Source organism: Streptomyces spongiicola (assembly GCF_003122365.1).
Lineage (GTDB): Bacteria > Actinomycetota > Actinomycetes > Streptomycetales > Streptomycetaceae > Streptomyces > Streptomyces spongiicola.
This window is the reverse complement of the sequence record NZ_CP029254.1, coordinates 333,267-347,759: the sequence shown is the minus strand read 5'-3', so window position 1 is coordinate 347,759 and position 14,493 is coordinate 333,267. Positions and strand designations below refer to the sequence as shown.

14 protein-coding genes are annotated in these 14,493 nt (G+C 73.8%); 8 read left to right on the top strand and 6 right to left on the bottom strand.

The features are described 5' to 3' along the window. Nucleotides 1-34: 34 nt before the first annotated feature. Both DDQ41_RS01475 and DDQ41_RS01470 read right to left on the bottom strand, forming a co-directional pair. The gene (locus DDQ41_RS01475; RefSeq protein WP_109292805.1) at nucleotides 35-292 is read right to left on the bottom strand and encodes a hypothetical protein; all 258 of its coding nucleotides are present in this window, start codon (nucleotides 290-292) and stop codon (nucleotides 35-37) included. Between the two features lie 367 nt (nucleotides 293-659). Further along, nucleotides 660-1,520: a 3-hydroxybutyryl-CoA dehydrogenase gene (locus DDQ41_RS01470; protein WP_109297485.1), complete on the bottom strand. Its 861-nt coding sequence runs from the start codon at nucleotides 1,518-1,520 to the stop codon at nucleotides 660-662. Between the two features lie 179 nt (nucleotides 1,521-1,699). On the opposite strand from DDQ41_RS01470, the gene DDQ41_RS01465 reads away from it, so the two are divergent. Next, entirely contained in the window at nucleotides 1,700-2,950 is a 1,251-nt protein-coding gene (locus tag DDQ41_RS01465; protein ID WP_109292804.1) for a glycoside hydrolase family 10 protein, read from the top strand. Between the two features lie 9 nt (nucleotides 2,951-2,959). Here DDQ41_RS01465 and DDQ41_RS01460 read toward each other — a convergent pair whose 3' ends face one another. Together DDQ41_RS01460 and DDQ41_RS01455 are read right to left on the bottom strand one after the other, a co-directional pair. Further along, nucleotides 2,960-3,154, bottom strand: coding sequence for a DUF1918 domain-containing protein (locus DDQ41_RS01460; protein WP_109292803.1), 195 nt, complete (start codon nucleotides 3,152-3,154; stop codon nucleotides 2,960-2,962). Nucleotides 3,155-3,299: 145 nt separating this feature from the next. Continuing rightward, entirely contained in the window at nucleotides 3,300-4,286 is a 987-nt protein-coding gene (locus DDQ41_RS01455; RefSeq protein WP_109292802.1) for a DMT family transporter, read from the bottom strand. Between DDQ41_RS01455 and DDQ41_RS01450 the strand changes: the two genes are divergently transcribed. From DDQ41_RS01450 to DDQ41_RS01440, 3 genes are all read left to right on the top strand, one after another. Further along, nucleotides 4,204-5,736: an aminotransferase-like domain-containing protein gene (locus DDQ41_RS01450; protein WP_394342173.1), complete on the top strand. Its 1,533-nt coding sequence runs from the start codon at nucleotides 4,204-4,206 to the stop codon at nucleotides 5,734-5,736. The genes DDQ41_RS01455 and DDQ41_RS01450 overlap by 83 nt on opposite strands. 510 nt (nucleotides 5,737-6,246) lie before the next feature. Next, complete coding sequence (locus DDQ41_RS01445) at nucleotides 6,247-6,684, top strand: GNAT family N-acetyltransferase (protein ID WP_109292800.1); 438 nt, start codon at nucleotides 6,247-6,249, stop codon at nucleotides 6,682-6,684. A gap of 62 nt (nucleotides 6,685-6,746) precedes the next feature. Beyond that, entirely contained in the window at nucleotides 6,747-7,322 is a 576-nt protein-coding gene (locus DDQ41_RS01440) for a histidine phosphatase family protein (RefSeq protein ID WP_109297484.1), read from the top strand. Nucleotides 7,323-7,670: 348 nt separating this feature from the next. Here the strand turns inward: DDQ41_RS01440 and DDQ41_RS01435 are convergent, their stop codons facing one another. Both DDQ41_RS01435 and DDQ41_RS01430 read right to left on the bottom strand, forming a co-directional pair. Beyond that, the gene (locus tag DDQ41_RS01435; RefSeq protein ID WP_109292799.1) at nucleotides 7,671-8,942 is read right to left on the bottom strand and encodes an ATP-grasp domain-containing protein; all 1,272 of its coding nucleotides are present in this window, start codon (nucleotides 8,940-8,942) and stop codon (nucleotides 7,671-7,673) included. Nucleotides 8,943-9,332: 390 nt separating this feature from the next. Next, entirely contained in the window at nucleotides 9,333-9,707 is a 375-nt protein-coding gene (locus DDQ41_RS01430) for a hypothetical protein (protein WP_147317704.1), read from the bottom strand. A 236-nt stretch (nucleotides 9,708-9,943) separates the two neighbouring features. On the opposite strand from DDQ41_RS01430, the gene argC reads away from it, so the two are divergent. The 4 genes from argC (at nucleotide 9,944) to DDQ41_RS01410 (ending at nucleotide 14,492) form a co-directional block, all read left to right on the top strand. Next, a complete protein-coding gene (gene argC, locus DDQ41_RS01425; RefSeq protein WP_109292797.1) occupies nucleotides 9,944-10,972 on the top strand; it encodes an N-acetyl-gamma-glutamyl-phosphate reductase in 1,029 nt (342 codons plus the stop codon). Then, on the top strand, nucleotides 10,969-12,123 hold the full coding sequence (gene argJ, locus DDQ41_RS01420) for a bifunctional glutamate N-acetyltransferase/amino-acid acetyltransferase ArgJ (protein ID WP_109292796.1): 1,155 nt from the start codon (nucleotides 10,969-10,971) through the stop codon (nucleotides 12,121-12,123). Before argC ends, argJ begins: the two co-directional genes overlap by 4 nt. A 264-nt stretch (nucleotides 12,124-12,387) precedes the next feature. Further along, nucleotides 12,388-13,293, top strand: a complete 906-nt coding sequence (gene argB, locus DDQ41_RS01415) for an acetylglutamate kinase (RefSeq protein ID WP_109292795.1) — start codon at nucleotides 12,388-12,390, stop codon at nucleotides 13,291-13,293. Next, nucleotides 13,290-14,492: an acetylornithine transaminase gene (locus DDQ41_RS01410; RefSeq protein WP_109292794.1), complete on the top strand. Its 1,203-nt coding sequence runs from the start codon at nucleotides 13,290-13,292 to the stop codon at nucleotides 14,490-14,492. The genes argB and DDQ41_RS01410 overlap by 4 nt, the downstream gene beginning before the upstream one ends. Nucleotide 14,493 lies beyond the last annotated feature (1 nt).

The window sequence follows — 14,493 nt, the reverse complement described above, 5'->3', positions numbered from 1 at the left end:
TGCGGCGGCGCCCGGCCGGAAGGCGGGACGGCCCTCAGCCCCCGACCGCCTGCCAGACCGCCACCGCCAGTGCGCCCATCGCCGTGAGTGCGGCCACCGCGGGCAGGGGCCATCTGCCGTGCTCCAGCGCCACCACGCGGGCGGCCAGATCGTCCAGGTCCCGGTCGATCCGGTCGTGCCGCTGGGCCAGCAGGGCGAGGCGCCCGTCGATTCGGGCGAGGCCGACGTCGAGGGAGCGGCGCAGCTCGGCGAACTCCTCGACGGCGGCTAAGTGATCGGAGTCGGTGGTCACCTGTCAGCTCCTGTTCGGGAATGGTCGTCCGGTGGTCCCTCGGCCGAGCGATCCCGAGTCAACACTTCCTGGTGGGAGCAGGGGAGCGTGTGCGCACGGCATATGCGGACACGCTCCTCACACCCCGTGTGAAGCACCCGTGCGCGTCGTCCGCGGCGGGCCGTGCCGCGTGGTGCGCCGTGCCGCGTGGTGCGCCGTGCCGCGTGGTGCGCCGTACTGTGTGATGCGTTCTGCACGGTGCTTGCTGCCCGGTGGACCGTGCCGTGTGACGCGTTCTGCCCGGTGCCCGGCCCGGCGCCTGCTACGCGGTGCACCGCGGTGGGCCGTGCGCCGCGGGGACGGTGACGGCCGGACGGGCGAGGCGTGCTCAGGAGTACGGGTAGAAGCCCGAGCCCGTCTTGCGGCCCAGCCGCCCCGCGTCCACCATCCGCTGCAGCAGTGGCGGAGCCGCGTAGAGCGGCTCCTTGAACTCGGCGTACATGGAGTCGGCCACCGATGCGACCGTGTCCAGGCCGATCAGGTCCGAGAGCTTCAGCGGGCCCATCGGGTGGGCGCAGCCGAGTTCCATGCCGTTGTCGATGTCCTCGCGGCTGGCGATCCCCGACTCGAACATCCGGATCGCCGAGAGCAGATAAGGGATGAGCAGCGCGTTCACCACGAAGCCCGAGCGGTCCTGGGCGCGGATGGCGTGCTTGCCCAGCACCTGCTCGACCACGGCCTCGGAGCGCTTGATCGTCTCCTCCGACGTGGTCAGCGCGGGGATCAGCTCGACGAGCCGCTGCACCGGTGCCGGGTTGAAGAAGTGGATGCCGACCACCTGGTCGGGCCGGGAGGTCGCGACGGCCAGCTTCACCAGCGGGATGGAGGAGGTGTTGGAGGCGAGGATGGCGTCCCGGCCGGTCACCACCTGGTCCAGCACCTGGAAGATCTCACTCTTGACCTGCTCGTTCTCCACGACCGCCTCGATCACGAGGTCGCGGTCGGCGAACTCCCCGAGATCGGTGGTGAAGCTCAGCCGCTCCAGCGTCGCCTGGTGCTCCTCCTCGCTGATCTTGCCGCGCTCGGCGGCCTTCGCAAGCGAGTTGCAGAGCCGCGTGCGGCCGATCTCCAGAGCCTCGCCGGTGGTCTCGGCGACCCTGACCTCGAGTCCGCTGCGGGCGCACACCTCCGCGATGCCGGCGCCCATCTGGCCACAGCCCACCACTCCGACGCGGGATACGCCGGCCACAGTGTCGGTCACATCGTGCCTTTCGCTGATCTCGGTGCGGCAGGGCCGTATGGTTCCGGCGCCCGCCTCGACGCCACGACGTTACTCCGCCGGTGCGTGTGCGCGGGTGCCCGGGGCGGGCATGCTGTGCGCTGACGACCGCGAGAGCGCGGCGCACGGCGGTTGCGGAGGCTCGGTACATGACCCGGCACACGAGGCAGATCACCCGGCGCGGGTTCGTCACGGCTGCCGGCGCGCTCGCCGCGCTGGGCACGGCGGGGGAGGCGTCGGCCTCCCCCGCCCGCGGCCGCCGGCGGAGCTGCCCCGAGGAGTTCCGCGGGATGTGGCTGGCCACCGTCGCCAACCGGGACTGGCCCTCCCGGCCGGGACTGACCGCGGCCGGGCAGCGCGCCGAGCTGCTGGCGTACCTCGACCGCGCCGTGGACCGCAGGCTGAACACCGTGATCCTCCAGGTGCGGCCGACCGCCGACGCGCTGTGGCCGTCCCCGTACGAGCCGTGGTCCGCGTATCTGACGGGTGTGCAGGGGCGGCATCCGGGCTGGGACCCGCTGGGCACCGCCGTGGCGGAGGCCCATGCGCGCGGGCTGGAGCTGCACGCCTGGTTCAATCCGTACCGTGTCGCCGGCCACACCGACCCGAGCCGCCTGGTCGCCGACCATCCGGCGCGCCAGCACCCCGAATGGGTGCTTCCGTACGGTGGAAAGCTGTACTACAACCCCGGTCTGCCCGAGGTCAGGGCCTTCGTGCAGGACGCGATGCTGGACGCGGTCGCACGCTACCCGGTCGACGCCGTCCACTGGGACGACTACTTCTACCCCTATCCGGTGGCCGGTGAGGACTTCGGCGACGACGCGACGTACCGCAGGTACGGCGGAGGGTTCGCGGACAGGGCCGCGTGGCGGCGCCACAACATCGATCTGCTGGTGCGGGAGACCGCCGCGCGCGTCAAGCGCATCGACCCCGGGATCCGTTTCGGCATCAGCCCGTTCGGGGTCTGGCGGAACTCCTCCACCGACCCGCTCGGCTCCGCCACGCGAGCGGGTGTGGAAACGTACGACGACCTGCACGCCGACACCCGGAAGTGGGTCCGCCAGGGCTGGATCGACTATGTGATCCCGCAGCTGTACTGGAACATCGGGTTCAGCGCCGCCGACTACGCGAAGCTGGTGCCCTGGTGGGCCGGGGTGGCCCGGGGCACCGGCGTGGACCTGTTCATCGGCGAGGCGCTCTACAAGGCCGGTGACCCCGCACAGCCCGCCCCCTGGCAGGACCCGGCCGAACCGTCCCGTCATCTGACCCTGGCCCGCCGCCACCCGGAGGTGCGCGGCCACTGCTTCTTCGCCGCGAGGGAAGTCGTCGCGGACCGGATCGGTGCCATGGCCAGGGTGGTGGCCGACCACTACCCGACCCGGGCCCGGCCGCCGCGCTGATCCTCCGGCTCAGGACTCCCGGCGGTGGCGTACGACGCAGTCGGGGCCGGGGGACATCAGGCACTCGTGGCCGTCGTCCTCGAAGCGGACGCGGTAGGGCGGGCTGCCCTTGTCCCCGAGTACTTCGACGACCTCGGCCGTCCGGTCGTGCTGGCCGACGACGCGGCCGTGCACGAGCAGCTTGTCTCCCACACTCGCTTCCATCGTGCCTGACCTCCTTGAAGGGGGTTGACGGTGATCCGAGCCGATCCGAGCTGATCCGAGTCAATCCGAGCCGATCGAAGTCAATCCGAGCTGATCGGGGTCAATCGGAGTCAATCAGAGTGTACGTGCCGATACGTGACCCGTGTCACCCCCGGGTGCTCGCCCGCTGGGTGACGGCGATGCAGACGAGGACGGCCGCGGCGGCCGCGGGAGCGGCGGGGGAGAGGGGCTCCGCGAGCAGCAGCACCGACCAGAGCAGGGTGAGCAGCGGCTGGGCCAGTTGCAGCTGGCTGGCCCTGGCGATGCCGATCGCCGCCATCCCGCGGTACCAGACGTAGAGCCCGAAGAAGGTCGATCCGGCGGCCACCCAGAGCAGCCCGGCCACCCCCCGCACACTCGGCAGCACCGGTTCGGCCATCAGGGCGAACACCGCTCCGGTGGCGGCGAGCGGCAGGCACAGGACCAGGGCCCAGCCGATCACCTGCCAGCCGGGCATCAGCCCGGCCAGCCGGCCGCCCTCGGTGTAGCCGGCGGCGCAGACCAGCAGCGCAGCGAACAGGTACAGGTCCCCCGCCGACGGGGCACCGCCGTTCCGGCCCAGGGTGAACCCCAGCACGACCGCCGCGCCGGCGAGCGCCGCCGCCCAGAACGTCCGGGACGGCCGCCGGCCGGTGCGCACCGCGGCGAAGGCGGCGGTGGTCAACGGCAGCAGACCGACGACCACCGCGGCGTGCGAAGCGGTCGACGTCCGCAGCGCGAGGGTCGTCAGCAGCGGGAATCCGACCACCACCCCGCCCGCGACCACGAGCAGCGGGCCCAGGTGCCGCCGCTCGGGCAGCGGTACCCGCAGGACGAGCAGGAACCCTCCCGCGATCACCGCCGCGAGGACGCTGCGCACGGCGACCAGCGACCAGGGCCCGAACGACTCCAGCCCCCAGACGGTGGACGGGAAGGTGAGGGAGAAGGCGACGACGCCGAGCGACGCGAGCAGGGTGCCCTGCCGGGACCCGGTCCGGACCGCCGGGGCCGCGGCATCGGCCCGCGGGGCCCTGGTCTGCTCCTCGGCCCCGCAGTCGTCGGCATCGGCGGCCGCTATCGACCCCGGGTCGATAGCGCTATTCTTGGTTCTCATGCATGAGAGTAGCAGTGTCGGTGAACTGGCGGAATTCCTGCGCGAGGAGTTCAAGCGCTACTCGCCCGGTGAGAAGCTGCCATCGAGCCGGACGCTGATCGAGCGGCACCGGGTCTCCCCCGTCACCGTCTCCCGCGCCCTGGCCCGGCTCGCCGCGGAGGGGCTCGTCGTCACCCGCCCCGGAGCCGGAGCCTTCCGCGCACCGCCGAGGACGGACCCCGGCGCCGCGGCCGACACGTCCTGGCAGGAGGTCGCGCTCAGCGCCGACGCCGCCCCGGAGGCCGTTCCGCGCGCCGTGGACGCCTCCGGGGTCCTCGTCACGCTCGCCGCGCCCCCGCCGGGCGTGATCGAGTTCAACGGCGGCTATCTGCACCCCTCGCTCCAGCCCGAGCAGGCGATGGCCGCCGCGCTCGCCCGCGCCGGCCGGCGCCCCGGCGCCTGGAACCGCCCGCCCGCCGACGGGCTGCCGGAACTCCGCGACTGGTTCGCCCGCGGCATCGGCCCGGGCTTCACCGCAGCGGAGGTACTGGTGACCGCGGGCGGCCAGTCCGCGCTCACCACCGCCCTGCGCGCCCTCGCCCCGCCGGGCGCGCCGGTGCTCGTGGAATCGCCCACCTACCCCGGGATGCTCGCCATCGCCCGGGCCGCGGGGCTGCGACCCGTACCGGTGCCGGCGGACCCCGCCCACGGCGTCCGCCCCGACCTCCTCGCCGCGGCCTTCCACGCGACCGGCGCCCGGGTCTTCGTCGCCCAGCCGCTCTTCCAGAACCCGACCGGGGCCGTGCTCGCCCCCGAACACCGCGTCCAGGTGCTGCGGATCGCCCGCGCCGCCGGGGCGTTCGTCGTCGAGGACGACTTCGCCCGCCGCCTCGTCCACGCCGACGCCGGTCCGCTGCCGCCCACGCTCGCCGCCGACGACCCCGACGGCGTCGTCGTCCACGTCTGCTCCCTCACCAAGGTCACCTCCCCGAGCCTGCGGGTGGGCGCCCTCGCCGCACGCGGACCCGTGCTGGAGCGCCTGCGCGCCATCCACGTGGTCGACAACTTCTTCGTCTCCCGGCCCCTGCAGGAGGCCGCGCTCGAACTGGTCGGCGCCCCCGCCTGGAGCCGCCACCTCAGGGCCGTCGCCGCCGAGTTGAAGGCCCGCCGCGAGGCCATGACCGCCGCCGTGCGGCTCCGGCTGCCCGAACTCGCGCTGCCGTACGTCCCGGCCGGCGGCAACCACCTCTGGGTCCGCCTGCCCGACGGCACCGACGAGACGGCCCTCGTCTCCGCGGCCCTCCGCGCCGGCGTCGCCGTCGCCCCCGGCCGCCCGTACTTCAGCGCCGAGCCGCCGGCCGGGCACCTCCGGCTCAGTTTCGCCGGGGTCGCCGGACAGGCCGAGATCACCGAAGGGGTGCGGCGGCTGCGCACCTCCTGCGACGAGGTGCTGGGCCGCGGCGCGGACTGACCGCCACCGCTGCGCATGCCCGGTGCGGTGCGGCGCGGTGCGGCGCGGTGCGGCGTGGTGCGGCCCGGTGCGGCGCGGCCCGGCGTGGTGCGGCCCGGTGCAGTGCAGTGCGGCGCGGCGTGGTGCGGCCCGGTGCAGTGCAGTGCGGCGCGGTGGCCGGGTCCCGTGCCGTGGGCGGGGAATGCCGAGGGGGCCGGGCCGGCCGGTGGCGGCCTCCGCGCGGGCGATCGACGGGCCGGCACGGTCGCGCGGCGCGTTCCGCCGGGGCCGCGGCCGGCCGTGTCGCCGGGCTCGCCGGGCCGGGTCCCGTACCTCTGCCAGGGCTCGCCGGGCCGGGTCCGTACCTCTGCCAGGGCTCGCCGCCGGGTCCGTACCGCGGCGCGCCGGCCCGGCCACCGGCGCGTGGAAGCCGAGCGCGGCGAGGCGCACACCCGGGAGAACGGCGCAGCCGTCCCGGGGCGCTCCCGAAACCCGGCTGACAACCGGCCCCGGGGCTGCGAAGGTACGGGCATGAGCGACCCGACCGGCACCTGGGCCGACTACGAGATCTCCTGTGACCCGGACCGCCTCGATCCCGCCCGGATCCACCACTGGCTCTCCACCGACGCCTACTGGGCCCTCGGCCGCAGCCGGGAGCAGCAGGACCGGGCGATCGCCGGCTCACTCAGCTTCGGGGCCTACGAGCGGGCTTCGGGCCGGCTCGTCGGCTATGCCCGCGTGGTGACGGACCACGCCACCTTCGCGTGGCTGTGCGACGTCTACGTCGACAGGGACGTGCGCGGCAGGGGACTCGGTACCGCCCTGGCGGCGGCGGTGCGCGACCGCCTCGCGCCGCTGGGGCTGCGGCGGGTCCTGCTCGCCACGGACGACGCGCACGGGGTGTACGGGAAGGCCGGCTTCGCCCCGATCACCGACCCGGAGAAGTTGATGGTCCTCAAGACCGGGTGACCGGCGCCGGGCGGTGCGTCACCCCTCTTGACCAGGCCGGTGCCGGGCATCACGATCCCGCCATGGCTGTTCGGGTCACCCTCCTCACCGCCGCGCGCTGCGCGTCCCGGCTGGGCGAGCGCTTCGACGACGACCGGACCGTGGACGCGGCCGGGTGGCACGAGGTGCAGCTCGCCGCGCCCGCGCTGGTTCCGCTCGGGGCCGCGGACCTGCGCTACTGCTCGCCGACCGCCCGCAGCCGGGCCACCGCCGGCGCCCTCGGCTACGCCACGCTGGCCCAGCCCGCGCTGAGCGACTGCGACATGGGCCGATGGCGCGGCCGTACGCTCGCCGAGGTGGCGGCGATGGAGCCGGACGCGGTGGACGAGTGGCTCGCCGAGCCGCGCTCGGCACCGCACGGCGGTGAGCCGCTGCTGGGCTTCATCACCCGGATAGGGGGCTGGCTCGACACCCGGCCCGCCGACGACGGGACCTCCGTGCTGGCCGTCGCCGAGCCCGATGTCGTGCGCGCGGCGCTCGTGTACGCGCTGAAGGCGCCGCCCGCGACGTACTGGAGCGTGGACGTGCGGCCGCTGTCCACGGTGGTGCTGACCGGGAGGCCGGGCTGCTGGAACCTGCGGCTGGACCGGTGCTGGTGAGGCCGCGGCCGCGTTCCCCCGTTACCTTTCTCGTGGCCCCGAAACGGGGCGCCTGGCCTCCGGGCCTGCGCGCCGGGGCCGCGCGCGGGGCTGCGCGCCGGGACTCCTGCGGGCGGTCCCGTGGAACGGACGCCCCGGCGCCCTCGCGAGGCCTGCCCGCGGGAGCGGCTGATCCCGCTGGCGCGGCCGTCGCGTCCCCGCCGCCGCCGGCGCAGCCGGCCCGAGGGGTGCGGCCGCCTCCCGCGGCGAAGCTCTTGCGCCGGGACGTACGGCCACTGCCCCGGGGCTCGGCGCGGACCCCGGGAAGGACCACCCCTGCGGGCCGGAGCCGGTGACCCGGCAGCGCCCTCAGAAGTTCTCGAGCCAGCCGGCCTCGGCCAGTCCGTCGGCGGCGAACAGCGCGGAGATCTCGGCCGCGACCGCGGCGACGGCCGCGTCCAGCTCGCTCTCGTCCCGGGCGCGCAGCACCACGTTCGCGGCACGGTATCCGGTGGCCCGGCGCGGCGCGCCGTGCTCGGCGACCTCGTCCACCCGGACCACGCAGGGAAGGCCTTCGAGTCGCTCCCGTGCCACGTCCGAGCGCACGGTTCCCGACTTCTCCCCGAAGGTGGGGAAGAGCCCCATGGCGTATCCGCGGGGCGCACCGCAGGCGAGCGGTGGAACATCCGGGTCCAGGGCCAGGGCCAGCCTCATCGCCGCCGTGAGCAGGTCCGGCCCCTCCAGGGCCAGGAGCAGCCGGGGCAGATGACCGCCGACACGTCCGTTCACCTCGATGAGGTCGACCCCGTCGGGCAGCAGCTTGACCTCGGTGTGCGAGACGCACCACCGCACGCGGAGCGTCCGGAGCACGTTCCGGACGTAGCCGAGAACGCGCTCGCGGACCGCCTGCGGCAGCCGCGTCGGTGTCAGGTCGCCGGTGACGCTGACGGTGTCGGAGGCGCCCGGTCCGGCGCGCCGGCACACCGCGACGGGCGTCTTGTCGAAGACCGCGACGGGCCTGTGGTCGTCGCCGGTGCTTGCCGTCTCCACCGAGACGTAGTCCGCGCACCATCCGCCCCGCGGATGCTCGTACGGGGGGAGCCTGGTCTCCAGCAGGAGGTCGCTCCACCGCGTTCGGTGCCGCAGTTGGTAGTCGGCGTCGGACGGGTCGTCGACGAAGGCGATTCCGGTACCGCCCGCGCCGCGCCGCGGTTTGAGGACGGCGGGCAGCCGGACCGCGTCCAGGGCGGAGGAGAACGCCTCCGCCGAGTCGACGGCGACCGCGGTGACGCGTGTCAGGCCGGCCTCGGCGAGCAGTGTCCGCTGGGTGAGCTTGTCCCACGGACTGGGCGCGGCCGGGGGGCCCGGCAGCCCGAGGGCCGAGGCCGCGGCGGTGACGCCGTCCACCTCCGCGTCGTGGAAGGTGGTGATGCCTTCGGCCCCCACGCCCCTGACGGCCTCGGCGAGTGCGTGCCGTCCGAAGACGCGGACCGGGAACAGCGCCTCGGCCTCCCGCACCAGTCCGGGATCGAGCGCGGCGACCGAGCGGTCGAAGAGCAGTACGGGCCGGCACACTCCTCGTGCGGCCCGCTCGATCTCCGCGAGTCCGGCCGACCCGCCGCGCCGGTGCGGTATCGCCACACGCGCCGTTTCTCCGCGACGTCCGTGCATGGGGGACCCTCCGGATCAGGGGCGCGTTCCGCCGGTGGCGGACTGCCGTGAGCCGGCGGGGCCGGCGGCGTACGGGTCCGGTCCGGTCGCGGCGGCGTGGTCCGCGGCAGCGGGGGTCCGGGGCGGGCCACTGCACCCCGAGTGCGGTACGAGTCTAGTACCGCAACCGAACGCGCAGGTCACGGCCTCGGCACCGGTAGGGGCACCGGGTGCCGGCCGGCCCTCCGGGCCCGGAGGGCCGGCAGCGCGAGTGGATCCCCCGGCAACGCGGCGGGTTGTGACCGTGACATGCCCGGGCCTCCCCGCGCGGTTCCGGGACCCTGGGCGCCGGTCCGGGGGTGTGATCCGGCTACCCGGCTCTTACGGGGCGTGCGGCACCGTTGGCCAGATCGGAGGTCCGAGGTCTCCCGCGAGGAGCGTTTGTGTGATCTTGGGGCGGTCCCAGAGGGCCGGGATCTCGTTCGCGAGGGCCGCAACGGGCAGGTGGTCCTGGTCCCGCACCTTGATGGCTGCGCCGCGCGCGAGCGTACGCCGAATGTCCTCCACCGCGGTCCGCGTTGTCGGCGACATGGACCCCGGATACGCCGGGCTCATTCCGTACTGGCTGATGCGACCGGCGACCCGCGCTGGCCGGGCGGCACGCCGGTCCGCGTCGTCGGCCAGCACGAGCCGGACCACGGGTTCCCAGGTCGCAAAGTCGGACATCGATGACAAGGCGGGGCTCTGATCAGGCATCCGCAGAACGTACGGGGAGCCACTGACAAGCGGGGCACCGGGCCGCTGCTCGCAAACGCCCCGGGCGAGAGGCGGCCACGCTCCTTCGGACCAGCGCTCCTTCGGATCAACTACAGGGCCAAAGGCCCGACTGGAGCGCTAGGTCTCAAGAAGCGGGCCGGTGGAGAGACGAGATCACCGCATTGCATAAAGCTGCGGCCCTACGTATAGTCATGCCATCACGTATGGAGGAATCGATGGCACTACGCGCAGCAGTCGCGGGAGCGAGCGGCTACGCGGGCGGGGAACTGCTCCGGCTGCTCCTCGCACACCCCGGAGTCGAGATCGGGGCCCTGACGGCCAACTCGAACGCCGGCCGGCGGCTCGGGGCGCTCCAGCCCCATCTGCATCCGCTCGCCGACCGGGTGCTCACGGCCACCACCGCCGACGCGCTCTCAGGGCACGACGTGGTGTTCCTGGCGCTGCCGCACGGCCAGTCCGCCGCGGTCGCCGAGCAGCTTGGCGACGACGTGCTGGTCGTCGACCTGGGTGCCGACTTCCGGCTGCGCAGCGCCGCCGACTGGGAGAGGTTCTACGGCTCCCCGCACGCCGGGACCTGGCCCTACGGCCTCCCCGAACTGCCGGGTGCCCGCGACGCGCTGGAGGGGTCCAGGCGCATCGCGGTGCCCGGCTGCTATCCCACCGCCGTCTCGCTCGCGCTGTTCCCCGCGTACGCGGGCGGACTCGCCGAGCCCGAGGCCGTGATCACCGCAGCCAGCGGCACCTCCGGAGCCGGCAGGACGCTCAAGCCGCAACTGCTCGGCTCCGAGGTCATGGGCTCGATGAGTCCGTACGGCGTCGGCGGCGGCCACCGGCACACCCCGGAGATGGTCCAGAACCTCAGCGCCGTGGCGGGCGAGCCCGTCACCGTGTCCTTCACCCCCACCCTCGCACCCATGCCCCGCGGCATCCTCGCCACCTGCAGTGCCAGGGCCCGGCCGGGCACCACCGCCGAGGCCGTGCGGGCCGCCTACGACAAGGCCTATGCGGACGAGCCGTTCGTCCGGCTGCTCCCCGAGGGGCAGTGGCCGGCGACGGCGTCCGTCCAGGGGTCCAACGCCGTTCAGGTCCAGGTCGCGCTCGACCCGGCCGCCGGCCGGATCATCGCGATCAGCGCCATCGACAACCTGACCAAGGGCACGGCGGGCGGCGCGGTCCAGAGCATGAACATCGCCCTCGGTCTGGACCAGACCGCGGGCCTTCCCACGATCGGAGTGGCACCTTGAGCGTCACCGCTGCACAGGGATTCACGGCGGCCGGGATCGCCGCCGGGATCAAGGACAACGGCAACCCGGACCTGGCCCTCGTGGTCAACGACGGACCGCGCCACGCAGCCGCCGGCGTCTTCACCTCCAACCGCGTCAAGGCCGCCCCCGTCCTCTGGTCCGAGCAGGTCCTCAAGGGCGGCGAGGTGTCCGCGGTCGTCCTCAACTCCGGCGGGGCCAACGCCTGTACCGGCCCCAAGGGCTTCCAGGACACCCACGCGACCGCCGAGAGGGCCGCCCAGGTCCTTCCGGGGCACAGCGCAGGGGAGATCGCCGTGGCCTCCACCGGGCTGATCGGTGTCCTGCTGCCCATGGACAAGCTGCTGCCCGGCATCGAGAAGGCCGCCGCCGAACTCAGCGCGTACGGAGGTGAGAAGGCCGCCATCGCCATCAAGACCACCGACACCGTGCACAAGACGGCGGTCGCGGCGCGGGACGGCTGGACCGTCGGCGGCATGGCCAAGGGCGCGGGCATGCTCGCTCCCGGCCTCGCCACCATGCTCGTCGTCCTCACCACGGACGCCGACGTGGACGGCCCCGGCCTCGACGAGGCGCTGCGCGACGCCACCCGCGTCACCTTCGACCGGGTCGACTCCGACGGCTGCATGTCGACCAACGACACCGTGCTGCTCCTCGCCTCCGGCGCCTCCGGGATCACCCCGGCGCACGGCGAGTTCGCCGACGCCGTACGCACCGTCTGCGACGACCTCGCCCGGCAGCTCATCGGCGACGCCGAGGGCGCCAGCAAGGACATCCGCATCGAGGTGGTCAACGCCGCGAGCGAGGACGACGCCGTCGAGGTGGGCCGGTCCATCGCCCGCAACAACCTCCTCAAGTGCGCCATCCACGGTGAGGACCCGAACTGGGGCCGTGTCCTGTCCGCCATCGGCACCACCCGGGCGGCCTTCGAGCCGGACCGGCTGAACGTCGCCATCAACGGCGTCTGGGTGTGCCGCAACGGTTCCGTCGGCGAGGACCGGGAACTGGTCGACATGCGCTACCGGGAGGTCCGGATCACCGCCGACCTCGCCGCCGGGTCCGAGTCCGCCGTCATCTGGGCCAACGACCTCACCGCCGACTACGTCCACGAGAACAGCGCCTACTCCTCCTGAACGAGCCGGGGCGAGGCCGCACGCCCGAGGCCGCACGCCCGAGGCCGCACGCCCGAGGCCGCACGCCCGAGGCCGCCGATGAGCCGGAGCCACAGCCAGTGGCCCGGCCCCGCCCGAGCCCCCGTCCGAGCCCGAACCCCCGCCCGGGCCCCGGCCCGAGCCCGAGCGGCCGGGAGTGCCCGCCCATCCGCCCGGGCCCCGGCCCCGGGCGGATGGGCGAGCCACCGACACCAGTCCGAGCGAGTCCCGAGAGATCCGGAGCCGATGAGCACCCGCAAGCACACCGCACTGCCCAAGGCGCAGACGCTGATCGAGGCGCTGCCGTGGCTGACCCGCCACCACGGCCGGACCGTCGTCATCAAGTTCGGCGGCAACGCCATGGTCGACGAGGACCTCAAGGCCGCCTTCGCCCAGGACGTGGTGTTCCTGCGGCACGCGGGCCTGAAGCCGGTCGTCGTGCACGGAGGCGGACCCCAGATCAGCGCCCAGCTGGACAGGCACGGCCTGGTCAGCGAGTTCAAGGCCGGACTGCGCGTCACCACACCCGAGGCCATGGACGTCGTCCGCATGGTGCTCGCCGGACAGGTCCAGCGCGAACTGGTGGGGCTGCTCAACCAGCACGGCCCCTTCGCCGTCGGTCTCACCGGCGAGGACGCCCACACCATCAGCGCCACCCGGCACCGGCCCACCATCGACGGGGAACTCGTCGACATCGGCAGGGTCGGTGAGATCACCGCGATCGACACCGGAGCGATCAGAGCCCTCCTGGACGACGGCCGCATCCCCGTCGTCTCCTCCGTCGCCCGCTCCGCCGACGACGGCCACGTCTACAACGTCAACGCGGACACCGCGGCGGCGGCGCTGGCCGCGGCGCTCGGCGCGGAGACGCTGATGGTCCTCACCGACGTCGAGGGCCTCTACGAGGACTGGCCGGACAGCGACGAGGTGATCAGCCGGCTCACCGCCGGCGAGCTGGAGAAGCTGCTGCCCCAGCTGTCCAGCGGCATGGTCCCCAAGATGCAGGGCTGCCTGCACGCCGTGCGCAACGGCGTGAACACCGCACGCGTCATCGACGGCCGGGTGCAGCACTCCATCCTGCTGGAGATCTTCACCGACGAGGGCATCGGCACGATGGTCGTGCCCGACGGGACCGAAGGGGGACCGGCATGAGCGACGCCACCGCCAACCAGCGGCTCTCACAGCGCTGGCAGAACTCGATGATGGACAACTACGGGACGCCCGGGCTCGCGCTGGTACGCGGGCAGGGCGCCAGGGTATGGGACGCCGACGGCGCCGAGTACCTGGACTTCGTCGGCGGCATCGCCGTCAACGCGCTCGGCCACGCCCACCCGGCCGTCGTCGAGGCCGTCACCCGCCAGATCGGCACACTGGGCCATGTGTCGAACCTGTTCGCCGCCGAACCGCCCGTCGCGCTCGCCGAGCGGCTGCTCCGGCTCTCCGGCCGCTCCGGCCGCGTCCTCTTCTGCAACTCCGGAGCCGAGGCCAACGAAGCCGCCTTCAAGATCGGTCGCCTGACGGGTCGTCACCACATGGTCGCCACCCACGGCGGCTTCCACGGCCGGACGATGGGCGCGCTCGCGCTCACCGGCCAGCCGGCCAAGCAGCAGCCCTTCCTGCCGCTGCCGGGAGAGGTCACGCATGTGCCCTACGGGGACGCGGAAGCACTGCGGGCCGCCGTCACCGAGGACACCGCCCTGGTGATCGTGGAGCCGGTGCAGGGCGAGAACGGCGTGGTCGTCCCGCCCTCCGGCTACCTCCGGGCCGCGCGGGAGATCACCCGCGCCACCGGGACGCTGCTGGTGCTCGACGAGGTGCAGACCGGCATCGGCCGCACCGGCCACTGGTTCGCACATCAGGCGCACGAGGGCGTGGACCCCGATGTCGTCACCCTCGCCAAGGGCCTCGGCGGAGGCCTGCCGCTCGGCGCGGCACTCGCCTTCGGCCCGGCCGCCGAACTGCTCCGGCCCGGGCAGCACGGCACCACGTTCGGCGGCAATCCGGTCGCCTGTGCCGCCGGGCTGGCCGTCCTGGAAACCCTCGACGGCGCCCTCGACGAGGTCAAGCGGACCGGGGAGAAGCTGAGGGACGGGATCGAGTCCCTGGGACATCCGCTGGTCTCCCACGTCCGCGGGGCGGGGCTGCTGCTGGGTATCGTGCTCACCGAGCCCTTCGCCGCCCAGGTGCAGCAGGCGGCTCAGGGTGCCGGACTCCTGGTCAACGCGCCCGCCCCCGACGTCGTACGGATCATGCCGCCGCTGATCATCGGCGACGCGGAGGCGGACGTCCTCCTCAGGGCGCTGCCCGGCATCCTCGACGGGACACACGGGGACGGACGATCCGGAGAATGAG

What these genes read in the sequence shown, in the direction of transcription:
- argB (WP_109292795.1), top strand. Translation starts at nt 12,388, where the DNA reads ATGAGCACCCGCAAGCACACCGCACTGCCCAAGGCGCAGACGCTGATC.
- DDQ41_RS01410 (WP_109292794.1), top strand. Translation starts at nt 13,290, where the DNA reads ATGAGCGACGCCACCGCCAACCAGCGGCTCTCACAGCGCTGGCAGAAC.
- DDQ41_RS01460 (WP_109292803.1), bottom strand. Translation starts at nt 3,154, where the DNA reads ATGGAAGCGAGTGTGGGAGACAAGCTGCTCGTGCACGGCCGCGTCGTC.
- DDQ41_RS01455 (WP_109292802.1), bottom strand. Translation starts at nt 4,286, where the DNA reads ATGAGAACCAAGAATAGCGCTATCGACCCGGGGTCGATAGCGGCCGCC.
- DDQ41_RS01465 (WP_109292804.1), top strand. Translation starts at nt 1,700, where the DNA reads ATGACCCGGCACACGAGGCAGATCACCCGGCGCGGGTTCGTCACGGCT.
- DDQ41_RS01445 (WP_109292800.1), top strand. Translation starts at nt 6,247, where the DNA reads ATGAGCGACCCGACCGGCACCTGGGCCGACTACGAGATCTCCTGTGAC.
- argC (WP_109292797.1), top strand. Translation starts at nt 9,944, where the DNA reads ATGGCACTACGCGCAGCAGTCGCGGGAGCGAGCGGCTACGCGGGCGGG.
- DDQ41_RS01440 (WP_109297484.1), top strand. Translation starts at nt 6,747, where the DNA reads ATGGCTGTTCGGGTCACCCTCCTCACCGCCGCGCGCTGCGCGTCCCGG.
- DDQ41_RS01430 (WP_147317704.1), bottom strand. Translation starts at nt 9,707, where the DNA reads ATGCCTGATCAGAGCCCCGCCTTGTCATCGATGTCCGACTTTGCGACC.